The sequence below is a fragment of the Mesorhizobium sp. AA22 genome, from assembly GCF_001672375.2.
Classification (GTDB): Bacteria; Pseudomonadota; Alphaproteobacteria; order Rhizobiales; family Rhizobiaceae; genus Mesorhizobium; species Mesorhizobium wenxiniae.
This window is the reverse complement of record NZ_CP048406.1, coordinates 3,795,588-3,810,587: the sequence shown is the minus strand read 5'-3', so window position 1 is coordinate 3,810,587 and position 15,000 is coordinate 3,795,588. Positions and strand designations below refer to the sequence as shown.

The 15,000-nt window shown below is 62.2% G+C and carries 10 protein-coding genes; 7 read left to right on the top strand and 3 right to left on the bottom strand.

Translation table 11 applies throughout. From position 1 onward, the window contains the following. Positions 1 to 34: 34 nt before the first annotated feature. The gene (locus A9K68_RS18305) at positions 35 to 2,638 is read right to left on the bottom strand and encodes a TRAP transporter permease (protein WP_082982493.1); all 2,604 of its coding nucleotides are present in this window, start codon (positions 2,636 to 2,638) and stop codon (positions 35 to 37) included. 69 nt (positions 2,639 to 2,707) lie between these two features. Beyond that, the gene (locus A9K68_RS18300) at positions 2,708 to 3,691 is read right to left on the bottom strand and encodes a TAXI family TRAP transporter solute-binding subunit (RefSeq protein WP_065009397.1); all 984 of its coding nucleotides are present in this window, start codon (positions 3,689 to 3,691) and stop codon (positions 2,708 to 2,710) included. 116 nt (positions 3,692 to 3,807) lie between these two features. Here A9K68_RS18300 and A9K68_RS18295 point away from each other — a divergent pair, with 116 nt between their 5' ends. After that, positions 3,808 to 4,680 (top strand): MurR/RpiR family transcriptional regulator, encoded by an 873-nt coding sequence (locus A9K68_RS18295; RefSeq protein ID WP_163603045.1) that lies wholly within the window; start codon positions 3,808 to 3,810, stop codon positions 4,678 to 4,680. Positions 4,681 to 4,692: 12 nt separating this feature from the next. Here the strand turns inward: A9K68_RS18295 and A9K68_RS18290 are convergent, their stop codons facing one another. Continuing rightward, entirely contained in the window at positions 4,693 to 6,015 is a 1,323-nt protein-coding gene (locus tag A9K68_RS18290; RefSeq protein ID WP_065009616.1) for an aspartate aminotransferase family protein, read from the bottom strand. A gap of 94 nt (positions 6,016 to 6,109) precedes the next feature. On the opposite strand from A9K68_RS18290, the gene A9K68_RS18285 reads away from it, so the two are divergent. From A9K68_RS18285 to A9K68_RS18260, 6 genes are all read left to right on the top strand, one after another. After that, the gene (locus tag A9K68_RS18285) at positions 6,110 to 6,967 is read left to right on the top strand and encodes a 3-keto-5-aminohexanoate cleavage protein (protein ID WP_065009398.1); all 858 of its coding nucleotides are present in this window, start codon (positions 6,110 to 6,112) and stop codon (positions 6,965 to 6,967) included. A 121-nt stretch (positions 6,968 to 7,088) separates the two neighbouring features. Continuing rightward, entirely contained in the window at positions 7,089 to 7,370 is a 282-nt protein-coding gene (locus A9K68_RS18280) for a hypothetical protein (RefSeq protein ID WP_065009399.1), read from the top strand. A gap of 332 nt (positions 7,371 to 7,702) precedes the next feature. After that, positions 7,703 to 10,438, top strand: a complete 2,736-nt coding sequence (locus tag A9K68_RS18275) for an AMP-binding protein (RefSeq protein ID WP_065009400.1) — start codon at positions 7,703 to 7,705, stop codon at positions 10,436 to 10,438. A gap of 14 nt (positions 10,439 to 10,452) precedes the next feature. After that, positions 10,453 to 11,418 carry an NAD(+) synthase gene (gene nadE / locus A9K68_RS18270; RefSeq protein ID WP_082982495.1) on the top strand — a complete coding sequence of 322 codons (966 nt, stop codon included), beginning with the start codon at positions 10,453 to 10,455 and terminating at the stop codon, positions 11,416 to 11,418. A gap of 4 nt (positions 11,419 to 11,422) precedes the next feature. Further along, a complete protein-coding gene (gene asnB / locus A9K68_RS18265) occupies positions 11,423 to 13,444 on the top strand; it encodes an asparagine synthase (glutamine-hydrolyzing) (RefSeq protein WP_065009401.1) in 2,022 nt (673 codons plus the stop codon). Continuing rightward, positions 13,441 to 14,997, top strand: coding sequence for a class I adenylate-forming enzyme family protein (locus A9K68_RS18260; RefSeq protein ID WP_065009402.1), 1,557 nt, complete (start codon positions 13,441 to 13,443; stop codon positions 14,995 to 14,997). The genes asnB and A9K68_RS18260 overlap by 4 nt, the downstream gene beginning before the upstream one ends. Positions 14,998 to 15,000 lie beyond the last annotated feature (3 nt).

The following is a 15,000-nucleotide window of genomic DNA, read 5'->3' as shown; positions in this document are numbered from 1 at the left end:
GGCCTCCCACCAGCTGTTATCAACCGTTGCAGTCTCAGCGCGCCGGCCCGGTTTCCTTCCTGTCTGCCTGCTTACGCGCCCGCGCAAACTGCAGCCCGGCGACGCCGGCGGTCGCAGCGAGCGCCAGGCCGATCGGAATGAGGCTCGAGGGCTGGTCGGCCTTTCTGAGCACCGCCACCACGTCATATCCGACATCCAGCCCGATGCGCTTGGCGTAGGAGCCGAAATCGACATTGCTGATCATCAGCACGTCGCCCGCTTGCGTGATGGTAAGACCGATGCCGCGCAGCCGCTCCAGCGGCTCGCCCGGCTCGCCGAGCGGCACATTGACCGTTTTGCGTACATCTTCGCCCATGAGGTCGACACCCTCGACGACGAAATTGATGCGGCCATCGGCCGGCGTCTGCGCGACCGCCGACAGGAACTCGCTCGCCGGCAATTCCTCGTAAGGCGGCGACACCTGGTTGAGCCACCAGTCCGGCCGAAACAGCGTGAAGCAGATGAGAAGCAAGGCAGCACTTTCCCAAAGTCGGCTTTTCGTCACGAACCAGTTCATTGTCGCTGCCGAAAACAGCAGGATGGCGATCAATGAGACCGTCGCCACCCAGATCGTCTGGGGCCAGGTGTCGACTCCGATCAGCAGAATCGCCGGATTGAAGATGAAGACGAACGGCAGGATCGCCGTGCGCAGCGAATAGAGCGCGCCCTGGAAGCCGGTGGCGATCGGGTCTTCCTTGGAAATCGCCGCCGCAGCGAAGGCCGCCAGCCCGACCGGCGGGGTGATGTCGGCCATGATGCCGAAGTAAAAGACGAACAGGTGGACCGCGATCAGCGGGATCGGCAGTCCGGCCTGCGCACCGAGATCGACCACCACCGGCGCCATCAGCGTCGCCACGAGGATGTAATTTGCGGTGGTCGGAATACCCATGCCGAGCACAAGGCTGATCGCGGCAATGAGGATCAGCATAAGGATGACGTTGCCGCCGGAGATGAACTCGACGAGCTCCGTCATCATCAGGCCGAGACCAGTCAGCGTGATCGTGCCGACGACGATGCCGGCGGTGGCCGTGGCGATACCGATGCCAATCATGTTGCGGGCGCCGAGCGCCAGCCCGTCGATCAGGTCGGCCCAGGCAGCACGCACTGAGGCGGCGAGGTTTTCGTTACGGAATACCGCCATCAGCGGCTTGCGAGTGGCGACGATACCGAGGATCGACAGGGTCGCCCAGAACGCCGAGAGGCCTGGCGACATCTGCTCCACCATCAGGCACCACAGAAGCACCGCGATCGGGATGAGGAAATCGAGCCCGGTCCGCGTGACGTCCCAGGCGCGCGGCAGTTCCAGGATCGGCGCGTTCGGATCGTCAAGTGCGAGGTCCGGATAGCGCGAGGAATACCAGACCGAGGCGACGTAGAGAGCTACGCCAGCGATTGCGAGCACCGGCGGCGCAGTCCCGCCAAAGACAGCCAGGATAGCAACGATGCCGTAATAGACTATACAGACAGCGAGAATGCTGCCCGACAGTCCCAGCCCCATCCGCAGCATCCGTTCTCTTGCCGGCGTCGGACGCTGCGGGATCGTCTTCAGGTCCATCTTTATCGCTTCGAGATGAACCATGTAGAGCAGCGCGAGATAGGAGAAGACCGCCGGCAGCAGCGCGTGCATGACGATCTCCGAATAGGGAATGCCGACATATTCGACCATCAGGAAGGCGGCCGCGCCCATGACCGGCGGCATGATCTGGCCGTTGATCGAGGCTGAAGCCTCGATGGCGCCCGCCTTGACGCCGGACAGGCCGGTGCGCTTCATCAACGGGATGGTGAAGATGCCGCCTGAGACCACGTTGGAGACGGACGAACCGGACACGACACCGTTGAGAGCCGATGAGACCACCGCGACTTTCGCCGGGCCGCCACGCAGATGGCCGAGCAGCGCGATGGAGATTTGCATCATCCAGTTGCCGGCGCCTGCCTTTTCCAGAAGCGTACCGAACAGGACGAAGAGAAAGACGAAGCTCGTCGATACGCCAAGTGCAATCCCGAAGACGCCTTCGGTGGTCAGCCATTGATGGTTGAGAAACTTATTGAGTGATGCGCCGCGATGTTGAATCACGTCCGGCATGTACTGGCCGGCAAAGGTGTAGAAGATGAAGACACATGCCACGACCACCATTGGAAGGCCGAGCGCGCGGCGCGTCGCTTCGAGGAGCAACAGGATGCCAATTGTGCCGGTAACGAGATCGAGCGTGGTTGGCTGGCCGGGCCGTCCGGAAAGCTCGACGTAGAAGAGAAAGAGATAGGAGCCGGCAAACCCCCCGACCGCGGCCAGCACCCAGTCGAGCAGCGGCACACGATCGCGGGGCGAGGATCTCAGCGCCGGATAGGCGAGGAACGTCAAGAACAGCGCGAAGCCGAGGTGAATGGCGCGCGCTTCCGTATCATTAAGGATGCCGAAGCCGAACACGAACGGCAAAGGCGAAGCGTACCAGAGCTGGAAAAGCGACCAGGCAACTGCAACCCAAAGCAGGGTTCGAGCGACTGTTCCGCTCGGATGCCGGCCACCGGTATCAGCCTCCGCGACCAGCTGCTCGAGCTCTTGGAGATCGACGCTGGCCGGTTGTGCCTTCACTTCGCTCATGACGCCTCCTGTTGCGGATGGGTCCGGCGGGTCCGCTGGACCCGCCGGGCTGTCGTCAGATCACGAAGCCTACTTCAGCCAGCCCTTCTCCTTGAAGTATTTTTCAGCGCCCGGATGCAGCGGCGCGGAATTTCCCTCCGACACCATCTTGGCCGGATCGAGATTGGCAAAGGCCGGATGCAGCGACTTGAACTCGTCGAAATTTTCGAACACCGCCCTGGTCAGCTGATAGACGCTCTCGTCAGGAACCTTGGCCGAGGTGACCAGCGTGGCGAGCACCCCGAAAGTCTCGGTATCGTCGGGATTGTTGGCGTAGAGCGCGCCCGGGATCACCGCCTTGGCGTAGTAGGGATTTTCTGCGACCAGCTTGTCCACGACTTCTCCGGTCAACGGCACCAGCTTGGCAGCGCAGGTAGTGGTCGGATCCTGGATGTTCGCGGAGGGATGGCCGACGCCGTAGAAGAACCCGTCGATCTTGCCGTCGCAGAGCGCCGGGCCGTGCTCGTCAGCCTTCAACTCCGATGCGAGCGAAAAGTCGGCCAACGTCCAGCCCATCGCGCCGAGCAGACGTTCCATGGAAGCGCGTGTCCCGGAACCGGGATTGCCGACGTTGAAACGTTTACCCTTGAAGTCCTCGAATTTCGTCACGCCGGCATTCGGATGCGCCAGGACCGTGAACGGCTCCGGATGGATCGAGAAAACCGCACGCAGGTCGGTATGGGCGCCACCGTCCTTGAATGATTCCAGCCCCTTGTAGGCGTTGTACTGGACGTCGGACTGCGCCATGCCGAAGTCGAGTTCGCCTTGCTTGATCGTGTTCACGTTGAATGCCGATCCGCCGGTCGATTCCACCGAGCAGCGGATGCCATGCGTCTTACGATCCTTGTTGAGCAGGCGGCAGATAGCGCCGCCGGCGGCATAATAGACGCCGGTGACGCCACCGGTCCCGATGGTAACGAAATTCTGCTGCGCCATTGCGCTGGCCGAGAACAGCAGCGCGGCCGACAAGGCGGCGATCTGCGCTCCGTGGCGTGCAGTCCGGGCATGTTTCATCTGGTTCTCCCTTGGTACTTTGCGTGCCGTCGCGCCGTCCGGTGTTTTAGTGTCAAGGCACGTCGATGCATGCTACGATTGTTGCGCTTTATCAATCAAGGGAAATGCTTGTTACAATGAATACGCGGGAGATGGGTTTCGACGCGCTTCTGGCGCGCATATTGACCGAACTTCCCGAATTGAGCTCAGAACTGCGCAAGGCGGCGCGATTCCTGGTCGATCATCCCGACGAGGTGGCGCTGGTTTCCATGCGGGTTCTGGCCGCGCGATCAGAGGTGACGCCGACAACCTTCGTGCGATTGGCGCGGCGCCTGGGCTTCGGTGACTGGGCGGCGCTGCGCAAGCCGTTCGAAAACCGGCTGCGCTCCGGCAAGGCTCCTTTCGCGGCAAGGGCCGATGCGCTTGTCAAGCGCGGGTCGGAAGCGATTTTCGCGGAATCGCTGAGGACGACGGTTGCCAATCTGGCGGCGGCCGAAGCGGCCAATGGCAGCGAAGAAATAGCAACGGCTTGCGCGATACTGGAGAAGGCACAGCGCATACGTGTCGCCGGGTTCCGAAGCTGCCGCGCGCCCGCCCACGCGCTCGTCTACCTCTGCCGGATGTTTCGGCGCGACGTCACGCTGCTCGGCGGCGACGGCGGTGCGATGGAGGCGGAACTCGCAGCGCTTGGAAAGAGGGAAGCGGTCGTCGCGATCGGCTTTTCGCCCTATTCGCGTGAACTCGGGCCGGTGATGGAGGCTGCGCAACGGCACAGCGTTCCGATTGTCGCGATCGTCGACAGCATGGCTGCTCCGATCGCGCGGCATGCCGACGTTACCTTGCGATTCTCTACCGACAGCCCGTCCTTCTTCCCGTCGGTAGCCGCAGCTATGGCTATCGTGGAAGCGCTGGCTGCAACGATGCTGGCGCGCAGCGGGCGGGCCGCCGCGGCTCGTGTCAGGGAGACGGAACTGGAGTTACAGGCGTTCGGGGCCTATCTGCCGGAATGAGGGGCGCTGGCGCTATGCCACCGCAGCGTCTATCGCGTCGCCGAGTCGTTCGACAATCGCGTCGATTGCTGCGGCGTCTACGATGAATGGCGGCGCAAGCAGCACATGATCGCCGCGCACGCCGTCGATCGTGCCTACAGCGGGATACACGAGCAGTCCGCGCGCCATTGCCTCGCACTTGATCTTCGCATTGAGCTTCAGCTTCGGGTCAAAGGGCGCCTTGGTCGAGCGATCCTCGACCAGTTCCACACCCATGAAAAGGCCGCGCCCGCGAATGTCGCCGATATGGGCATGGTTGCCGAACCGCTCGCCCAGTCGCTGCGAAAGATGTGCTCCCATCGCCCGAACATTGGCGAGCAGATCGTCGCGAGCGATCACCTCCTGGACGGCAAGAGCCGCCGCGCAGGCCATCGGGTGGCACATATAGGTGTGGCCGTGCTGGAAGAAGCCGGAGCCTTCGGCGAAAGCGTCGAAGATGCGGCGTGAAAGCAGCACCGCACCAATAGGCTGGTAGCCTCCACCGAGGCCTTTGGCTATTGTCATCAGGTCGGGCGCGACACCGTCCTGCTCGCAGGCATGCAGCGTCCCGGTGCGGCCCATGCCGCACATCACCTCGTCGAGGATGAGGAGCACACCGTAGCGGTCACAGATTTCGCGGATGCGCCTGAAATAACCGGGAACGGCGGGCACCGCCCCTGCTGTCGCGCCGACGACAGGTTCCGAGACGAAGGCCATGACGGTGTCCGGACCGAGTTCGAGAATTTTGTCCTCGAGCGCCTGGGCGGCGCGCAGGCCGTAGGCCTCCTCACTCTCACCGGCCTCCTGGTAGCGGTAGGCATAGCATGGCTCGATGTGGTACGTGTTGATCAGCAACGGGCGGAATTGGGCACGGCGCCACTCATTACCCCCGGCAGCGAGAGCGCCGAGCGTGTTGCCGTGATAGCTCTGTCGACGGGCAACGACGTATCGCCGCTCGGCCTTGCCAGTCTCGACGAAAAACTGCCGTGCCATCTTGAGCGCCGCCTCCACCGCTTCGGAGCCGCCGGACACGAAATAGGCGTGGCTAATACCTTGTGGCGCCCCGGAGACGAGCTTGTCGGCCAATGTCTCGGCCCGCTCGTTGGTGAAAAAGCTGGTGTGGGCATAGGCGAGCTTATCGGCCTGTGCGTGGAGCGCGGCCGTCACGTCGGGATGGCTGTGGCCGAGGCAGGAAACCGCCGCGCCGCCTGACGCGTCGATATAGGCGCGGCCATCGCGGTCGAAGAGTTCGATACCCTTGCCGCCTATCGCGACGGGCAGGGTCGCATGGATCTGGCGATGCAGGATGTGTGTCATGCTTTCCTCGATTGACGATGGCGCGGTTTGGAGCGACCCTATCATGCAACACATGTTACATAGTGCGCAATACTGAAACAATTGGACTGCACCTATGACCGTCGACAGGGACGTGACCGGCCCCGGACTTATCGCGCCGACGGCAATCGCCGTTGCGCCGAATGGTGGACGGCGTGGCAAGGAAGACCACCCTGCCCTGCCGATCGGCCCCCAGGAACTGGCCCGGACCGCCGCCGCCTGCCTCGAGGCGGGCGCCGCTATGATCCATGCGCATGTCCGCGATCGCGACGGCGGCCATTTGCTCGACGCGCACGCTTATCGCGAGACGACGAAAGCGATACGCGATGCGGTGGGCGAGCGGCTGATCATCCAGATCACCAGCGAAGCGGTCGGCCGATACCAGCCGGCCGAGCAGATGGCGGTGGTGCGCGCTACCCGCCCTGAGGCGGTTTCGCTGGCGCTGCGCGAACTGGTGCCAGACGCTGCCCATGAGACCGCTTTCGCGGAGTTCCTGTGGTGGCTGAAGAGCGAGCGGATCGCCCCTCAGATGATCCTCTACGCGCCCGAAGAGGCTTCGGCCCTAGCCGCCATGCAGCAGCGCGGGCTGGTGCCTTTCGATGGCATCCCGGTGCTCTATGTGCTCGGCCGCTACACGCCAGGCAAGGTTTCGCGACCGGCCGATCTGCTTCCCTTCCTTGCGCATGACCGCCCGCGCTTCGCGCACTGGATGGTCTGCGCCTTCGGTCGGGAAGAAACCGCTTGCGTTACGGCCGGTGCGCTGCTGGGCGGTCATGCCCGCGTCGGCTTCGAGAACAATTTTACTCTGGCCGACGGTACAACCGCCAAGGACAATGCCGCGCTCGTAACGGCGACCAAAGGCGCGCTGACTGCTTGCGGCGTCAGGAGCGCCCAGGCCGACGACCTGCGCGCCGCTTGGTCGATCCGGCGTTAACCCTCGCCCGACGCCTTGAACGGCCCCCTCGGGTCGTCACATTTGTCAAAAATCTCTTTGCTACGCTGCAACCGCACTCTTTGGCTGACGTTAAGGTTGCAATGGGCGCTGGGAGGCCTTTATGCAGACATACCTCGTCGAACAAATGGAGGGCGATGACGTGATCGCGGTGCGTATCATCAACGCGCCGAGCCCTTTCAAAGCCGCCGCCATGTCGACAGATCGACATGTTACCCTCCGAACGTGGGAAAAGGATTGGATCCGAGTAACCGACGAGAACCGGGGACATATCTTTGCATACTGCTTTGTCTCCGACGGAGACTCCGACACCAGCGGGCGTGGCCCGACAAAAGCACCAGGTAAACCAAGAAAAGCCCAAAAAACTGATCAGAGAGCCGGGTAAGCTCAAACCCCTGGATCTTTGCTCCTAGCTGTATCGCGCTAATTTCCTGACGACTTCGCGACCACTGACAGCGGGGCGCCTACTGCCACGCCGATTATCGCCCAGGACCGCGACAGCACGAATAAAGCCAATGGCGGCGGCGCTGGCCGGTTGGCAGGCGCGATCGCCTGTGCGCCGTGAGCCTCCTGTCGACGCGAAGCGTCCGCAGCACGAGATGACGCCAAAATGAGCAACCGCGGCCGTTTGGTGAAGATCGCCGCATCATCAGAATGATCGATGAAAAGATTTCGGCCGGGGGCGATAAGTGACCTTAATCTTAGCGTGAGCCACTCATGTCTCCGGCATATTTGGGATCAGAAAAGGCACGTCTGGATCTAGGGGCGGATTGTCAGCCAGCGGCCTCCCGCAGGTGGTCAAACGTGCCGGATTACGCACTTGATCAGGGCGGTCCTGTACTGCGCCCTCATCAACGCATGGGCGTCGATTTTGCGAACGTTACCGTCTTCGATCATTTGAGAGACGTCACCAAGCAATATCCCAACAAACTCGCGATCAGCGACGGCACCACTCGTCTGACGTATTCCCAGCTTTTCCAAGCCGTCGAGATGTTGTCCCACCGTATTGCGGCCGTCGTTCCCAACGGGCAGGCGATCGGAATCCTTCAGGCCAACTCTGCCTGGTACCCGGTGGCTATCTTGGCGAGCATGGCGGTTGGGCGGCCTTCCGTGCCACTCAACACGAGAGATCCCTACTCGCGAACCAATGAGATAGTTGTTGCGGCGCGGCTCTCGGCGGTCATAGGCGACGGCAACGTTCGCCCTGTCGGTTTGGCTCAGGATGTCCACTGGATTGATGCGACTACCAGCATCACTCCGCAAGTGCAGCCGATACCCCAGTCCTGTTCCGTCTCGGTCGACGCGCCCGCGATAGTACTCTACACCTCAGGCAGCACTGGCCATCCCAAAGGCGTCGTCAACAGCCAGCGCAGTCTGCTGTGGCGGGTTCAGCAATATGTCGACGCATGCCACATCAATTCGGATGATGTTTTCCTGCCCTTGACCGCGCCCGCCACGATCGCCGGTTGCCGGGAGGTTCTCGCTGCCGTTCTGACCGGCGCCACCTTGCATCTCGCCGAGCTCGAAGCCATCGGCCTGCGGGCGGTCCAACGCCTGGTAGAATCCGAAGGCGTGACGGTGACCTATCTTGTTCCGGCCTTGCTCCGCGCACTCATGGCGGACAAACCTGCTGACGCCTTCCGCTCGCTCCGAGTGGCCCGGATCGGAGGAGAGACGGTGTCATGGACCGATATCGCCCTGCTGCGCAAGGTCGTTTCGAGCACTTGCCTCATCCAGATCGGTTACTCGTCAACCGAGACCACAGGGGCGCAATGGGTCTTACCGCAGGACTGGCCGGAGGAAGGCGCCTCGGTTCCGGTTGGCTGGCTGCTTCCAGGAATCGCGTTCGCGATTGTCGACGAAAGAGGCCGCCGCGTTCAGCCGGGCAAGAGCGGAGAGCTCCTGATAAGAAGCCCGTATGTCCTGCTTGGCCATTGGGAGAACGGCGCCGTCGTGCCGGCGGAATCGGATCCGGATGACCCGGATCTTCGGATCTTCGCGACGGGTGACCTCGTCGAACTTGACAGTCATGGCCTGTTGCGGATCGTCGGACGTAAGGGGCGCCAGATAAAGATCAATGGTCGGCCTATCGAGCCTGCCGAACTCGAACGGATGTTGCGTAACGAGCCTGACGTGGAGGATGCCGTTGCAATTGTGACGGCGGCAAATGAGCTTGTTGCATTCGCCATTCCCCAGCCATGGGCGGGGCCTGCCTTTTTGGACGAGCTTCGCCAGCTTGTCAGAACGAAGCTGCCGCCGCCGCTGTGTCCCTTGCGGCTCCACACGATCGCCGGGATTCCGCGTCTGCCGGGCGGCAAGGTCGACATGGCTACGCTTGCGGAGATTGATCTTGCAGCCAGGAAGATCGCCCCGGCCGCGCAGCCGTCGAATACGAGCGAACCGACCGTCCACCGGATAGTGCAGCATGCCTGGAACAATATCCTCAATACACGCGTCGCCGCAGGCCGCTGGGATGACGCAGGCGGAGATTCACTGAAGCTGCTGCAATGCGTGATGGAAATCGAAAGCGCCATCGGGCAGGAACTCAGTCTCGAGGGCTTCACGGTCGGTATGAGCGCGGACGAAATGGTCAAGGCGGTCGTGTCGGCACAACCAGGCGACCGGCGCGCGCGCGCGCAGGCGCACGACGCGCCAATTCTTTTCCTGTTCCCGGGCTCGGTCGGCTATGGCCCGAGCCTCGCTGCCTTTGCAGCCGCTATGGGCAAGGTTGCCCGAGTAGCCCCCATCAGGTACCCCGCCCTGGCTATGATATTGGGCGGCCAAAACACCGTCGCCAACATGGCCGACGCCGCCGTCGAGCAGATCCGCCGCGCCCAGCCTGCGGGTCACGTACGACTTCTCGGCCATTCACTCGGTGGCGCCGTCGCGTTCGAAGTCGCGGCGCGGCTGCTGGCCGCGGGGCGAACTGTGAAGTTCCTGGGAATCCTCGACACGAGTCTCCTCGGCGAGCGGAGCACCTATTGGGGGATGATTGTCCGCACATATCAGCGAATCCGGACCAACCGGGTGACCGCTGACCGGATGGTCTGCCGCTTCCTTGCAAAAGTCGCTGTCAAAACGGGCTTCGAGGCGCAGCTCGCCCGCATCCTCGATCGCTATGCCCAGGACGAGTTCAACGCGACGAGCTTCAGAACCAAACTGGAACTGCAGGGGCAGTTGCGGGGGCGAGCTTTCTACCAGTGGTTGGCGATACCCAGACCGACGCTGCCGATCACTGCAATCCTCTTCCGCTGCGCTCGGCCCAATATGCCTCTGGCCATAGGGTGGGATGGCGCTTTCGCGCATCTGGATGTGATTCCGGTCGTTGGCAGTCACTTCGATATGGTCACAGAGCCCTATCTCGCGACCAACCGCCCACTCATCGAGAATGCGTTGAAGCAAACCTATTCTGCGGCTGAGCTTCGCAAACGGGAGTACAGACCATCGACTTGATCTCACAATTCAGCATGGGCACGCTGGTGCTCGATGCTCGCGCGGAGGTCGATCGCATCGTTCAGATCCTGCGCGAGCAGGTTTTTGGCACGCTGCGGCGTCGTGGCGTGGTTGTCGGCCTCTCCGGGGGTATCGACAGTTCCGTTGTCGCATCGTTGTGCGCACGCGCGTTCGGGAAAGACAAGGTCTTGGGCATATTCATGCCGGAGCGCCATTCCTCCGGCGATTCGCTAAGGCTTGGCCGCAGCGTCGCAGCCCAGCTTGGCATCGATACGATCCTGGAAGACCTAGCACCAGCACTTGAGGCCGTCGGCGCCTATCGCCGACAGATCCAAGCGATCCAGACGGTCGTTCCCCAGTATGGCGACGGCTGGAAATGCAAGCTCGTGCTCGCGTCGGTTCTCGAGAGCAACGGTCTCAACATCACACGCCTCACGGTTCAGGATCCCGAGGGCAAGACCGATACGGTGCGTCTGTCGCCGGCAGCCTATCTGCAGATCGTTGCTGCAACCAACTACAAGCAGCGCCTGCGCAAGATGACCGAGTACTACCATGCGGACCGCCTCAACTATGCCGTTGCAGGTACGCCAAACCGCCTGGAGCATGACCAAGGCTTTTTCGTCAAGCAGGGCGACGGAATTGCCGATCTGATGCCAATCGTCCACCTCTACAAGACCCAGGTCTACCAGCTGGCTGAATACCTTGGGGTGGATGAAGAGGTCCGGCGGCGGCCGCCGACCACGGACACTTTCTCCATGGCCCAGAGTCAGGAGGAATTCTATTTCGCGCTGCCTTACCATCTGATGGATCTGTGCCTCTACGGCTTGAACCACGGAATTTCTGTCGACGAGGTCGCGGCAGCTGCCGGCCTCACCGCGGCCCAGGTTCAGAAAGTCTTCAAGGACATCGACAGCAAACGGCGTGCCGCACGCTATCTTCACGCACGGCCTTTGCCGGCCACTGCCATGGGCGAGGGCTGACCGGATGTGCGGCATCGCCGGAATCATTTCGCTAAGCGCCTACGCGGCGCCTCCTTCGCGGGAGGCACTGATGCGCATGGTGGGCGCACTCGCGCATCGCGGTCCTGACGAGCGCGGCCTCTACCGCGACAAACGCGCGGGATTGGCGCATGCCCGCCTTTCCGTCGTCGATCTCTCCAGCGGCCAGCAGCCACTCGCGGATGCGGGCGACACGACTTGGATCGTCTTCAACGGCGAGATATTCAACTACCTCGATCTGCGTGAAAAATTGATCGCCCTCGGCCACCGCTTCCGCACCCATAGCGACACAGAGGTCATCGTCCATGCCTATCGCGCGTGGGGCGAGGCTGCCTTCGAGCGGATGAACGGGCAATGGGCGGTCGCAATCTGGGACTCGGTAGCGGGTCGTCTCGTGTTATCGCGCGATCGGTTTGGTATCTGCCCCTTGCATTTCTGCGAGCATGGGGGGCGCCTTTACTTTGCCAGCGAAGTGAAAGCCATTTTCGCGGCCGACATGAATATACCCCGTGCTTTCGATCCAGCCGGCATCGATCAGACTTTCACGCTCTGGACAGTCGTCCCGCCGCAAGGCGTATTTCAGGGCATCAGCGAACTCACCCCGGGGCACGTCCGCATTTACGAAAGTGGCACCGTTCGCGAGCGGGCCTTCTGGAAGCCTTGCTATCCCGAAATTTCCGATCCCCGCTGTGGAGAATTCACCGGCTCGCTCGACGACGCGGTGGACGACGTGCGCGGCGCCCTGGAGGCTGCGACGGCGCTCAGGATCGTGCAGGCCGACGTGCCAGTCGGCTGCTATCTGTCGGGCGGGCTTGACAGCTCGCTAGTCGCCGCGCTGGGAAGGCGCTACGCGGGCGAGCGGTTCCAGACCTTCTCCCTGCGTTTTGCCGACGCCGAGTATGACGAGACCCGTTTCCAGCGCCTGGTCGCCGGCGCGACCGGGAGCGAGCACCATGAGGTGGTGGTTTCGCGCAGCGACATCGCCGAGATCTTTCCCGAGGTGATCAACCACACAGAGCGCCCAATCCTGAGGACCGCGCCTGCGCCGCTGTTCCTGCTCTCTAGGCTGGTGCGAGAACACGGCATCAAGGTCGTGCTGACCGGCGAAGGAGCTGACGAAATGTTCGCTGGCTATGACTTGTTCCGCGAAGGCAAAGTTCGCCGCTTTTGGGGACGCCAGCCCGCATCGACACGACGCTCACGGCTGCTGGAGCGCCTGTATCCCTATCTCAGCCGCTCGCCGGTACATCAGCAAGCAATGGCGCGCCAGTTCTTCGGGCGCGATATCCTGGCCTATGACACGCCCGGCTTTGCGCATGACACACGCTGGCGCACCACCAGCGCCATCAAGCGATTGTTCTCCGCCGACATGCGCGCCGAGTCCGAGCGCCGCAATGCCGTGCCCGAGCTGATCGCCCGCCTGCCCGCGGAGTTTTCGCGATGGGGCTCGCTCGCGCAGGACCAGTATGTCGAGATCCAGACGCTGATGTCGGGATACCTGCTTTCTTCACAAGGGGACAGGATGCTCATGGCCCACTCCGTCGAGGGGCGCTTCCCGTTCCTTGACGATGAACTCGTGACGCTCGCGAATTCGCTTCCGGCTGCCTACAAGCTGCGCGTCCTCGACGAAAAGCACGTGTTGAAGCGGGTAGCGGAACCGATCGTGCCGTCCGAAATCGTGGCCCGCAAGAAGCAGCCGTACCGAGCGCCCAACGCGCTCTGCTTCGTTGCCGACGATGCTCCGGCCTATGTCCGCGAAGCGCTTTCGGAGACGGCGCTGCGCGAGGCAAACGTTTTCGATCCGAAGTCGGTCACGCGCCTGTTGGACAAGTGTCGAGCCAGGGCGAGCGACGGCGATCTGTCCAACTCCGACAACATGGCGCTGGTCGGCGTGCTGTCGACCCAGCTTCTTCACCAGCAGTTTGTCGCAAGCCGTCCCGGTGGGGTCCGCGTGGGCGAGCTCAGCGTCGACGTTGAGCGCGAGCATCGCGAAGAGGTGCTGGCATGATGCATGGCGCCGTACCACTGCTGCATGACTACCTCACCCACGCCGCCAGCCGGGTCCATGAGAAGGTGGCGCTGGTGTGCGGCGGGCAACGTGTCACCTATGGCGAGCTCGAAGCGCGCTCGAACGCCATCGCGCAACATCTGGCCGCGTCTGGGGTTGCACGCGGAGATCGCGTGATGATCTTCGCCGACAACACTGTCGAGACGGTCGTCGGCTTCTGGGCCGTGCTCAAGGCGAACGCCGTGGTGTGCATCGTCAATCCCCTCACCAAGAGCGACAAGCTTGATTACCTGCTCAACGATTGCCGACCGACGGCACTGATCACGGACAGGCACCTGCACTCGATCTTTAGCGGGCCGGCACGCAACTGCCCGTCATTGCGCCGGGTGATCGTCTCCGGGCCGATCATCGAGGCCGAGCTGACAGGATTGCCGCACGCCGTGCGCTGGGACAGCGTAGTCGCCGCCGATGGTAGCGTACCGCCGGCGCGCCGGTGCATCGATATCGATCTCGCTGCCATCATCTACACATCTGGATCGACAGGCGAACCCAAGGGCGTGATGCTGACGCACAGGAACATGACTGCCGCGTGCACGTCGATCGCTTCATACCTGAAGCTGTGCGAAGACGAGGTGATCCTCAACGTTTTGCCTCTCGCCTTCGATTACGGCCTGTACCAGATGATCATGGCGTTTCGCACTGGCGCTCGGCTGGTGCTTGAACGCTCGTTCGCTTTCCCGGCGCAGATCCTCGGGTTGATCAAGCAGGAGAGGGTGACAGGTTTTCCCGGCGTGCCGACCATCTTCGCCGCACTCTCGGATCTCAAGTCGCTGAAAGACCATGACTTTTCGAGCATTCGCTACGTCACGAACACTGCGGCTGCCCTGCCGCTCAAGCACATTCTCATGCTGCAGGACCTGTTTCCGGATGCGCGCATCTATTCAATGTATGGCCTCACCGAATGCAAGCGCTGCACCTATCTGCCGCCGGAAGACCTTGAGCGAAAGCCATTGAGCGTCGGCGTCGCCATCCCGAACACGGAAATGTGGATTGTCGACGAGCATGACAAGCCGGTCGGTCCTGATGTCGTTGGCCAACTCGTCATCCGCGGGGCGACGGTGATGAAGGGCTATTGGGGTAAGCCGGAAGCCACGGCCAGAAAACTCAAACCCGGCCCGTTGCCGGGCGAGCAGGTCTTGTACACCGGCGACTACTGCCGGATGGACGCGGAAGGCTACCTCTACTTCATCGGTCGCGGCGATGAGATCATAAAATCGCGAGGAGAGAAGATAGCGCCGAAGGAGGTGGAAAACGCGCTGCTGGATATTCCGGGTGTGCGGGAAGCCGCGGTCATCGGCGTTCCGGACGAGTTGCTCGGACAAGCTGTGAAAGCCTTCGTCGTGATCGAGCAAGGAAGAATCGTCGGCGAAAGGCAGTTGCAGAAAGAATGCCAGAGACGATTGGAAAATTTCATGGTTCCGAAGTCCATCGTGATCGTACCCAGCCTACCGATGACAGACACAGGCAAACTCAAAAAAACGGCCCTGTCATGAGGC

Bases quoted from the DNA above. Each gene is read 5' to 3' on its own strand.
- A9K68_RS18305 (WP_082982493.1), bottom strand. From the start codon at position 2,638: ATGAGCGAAGTGAAGGCACAACCGGCCAGCGTCGATCTCCAAGAGCTC.
- A9K68_RS18300 (WP_065009397.1), bottom strand. From the start codon at position 3,691: ATGAAACATGCCCGGACTGCACGCCACGGAGCGCAGATCGCCGCCTTG.
- A9K68_RS18295 (WP_163603045.1), top strand. From the start codon at position 3,808: ATGAATACGCGGGAGATGGGTTTCGACGCGCTTCTGGCGCGCATATTG.
- A9K68_RS18290 (WP_065009616.1), bottom strand. From the start codon at position 6,015: ATGACACACATCCTGCATCGCCAGATCCATGCGACCCTGCCCGTCGCG.
- A9K68_RS18285 (WP_065009398.1), top strand. From the start codon at position 6,110: ATGACCGTCGACAGGGACGTGACCGGCCCCGGACTTATCGCGCCGACG.
- A9K68_RS18280 (WP_065009399.1), top strand. From the start codon at position 7,089: ATGCAGACATACCTCGTCGAACAAATGGAGGGCGATGACGTGATCGCG.
- A9K68_RS18275 (WP_065009400.1), top strand. From the start codon at position 7,703: ATGTCTCCGGCATATTTGGGATCAGAAAAGGCACGTCTGGATCTAGGG.
- nadE (WP_082982495.1), top strand. From the start codon at position 10,453: ATGGGCACGCTGGTGCTCGATGCTCGCGCGGAGGTCGATCGCATCGTT.
- asnB (WP_065009401.1), top strand. From the start codon at position 11,423: ATGTGCGGCATCGCCGGAATCATTTCGCTAAGCGCCTACGCGGCGCCT.
- A9K68_RS18260 (WP_065009402.1), top strand. From the start codon at position 13,441: ATGATGCATGGCGCCGTACCACTGCTGCATGACTACCTCACCCACGCC.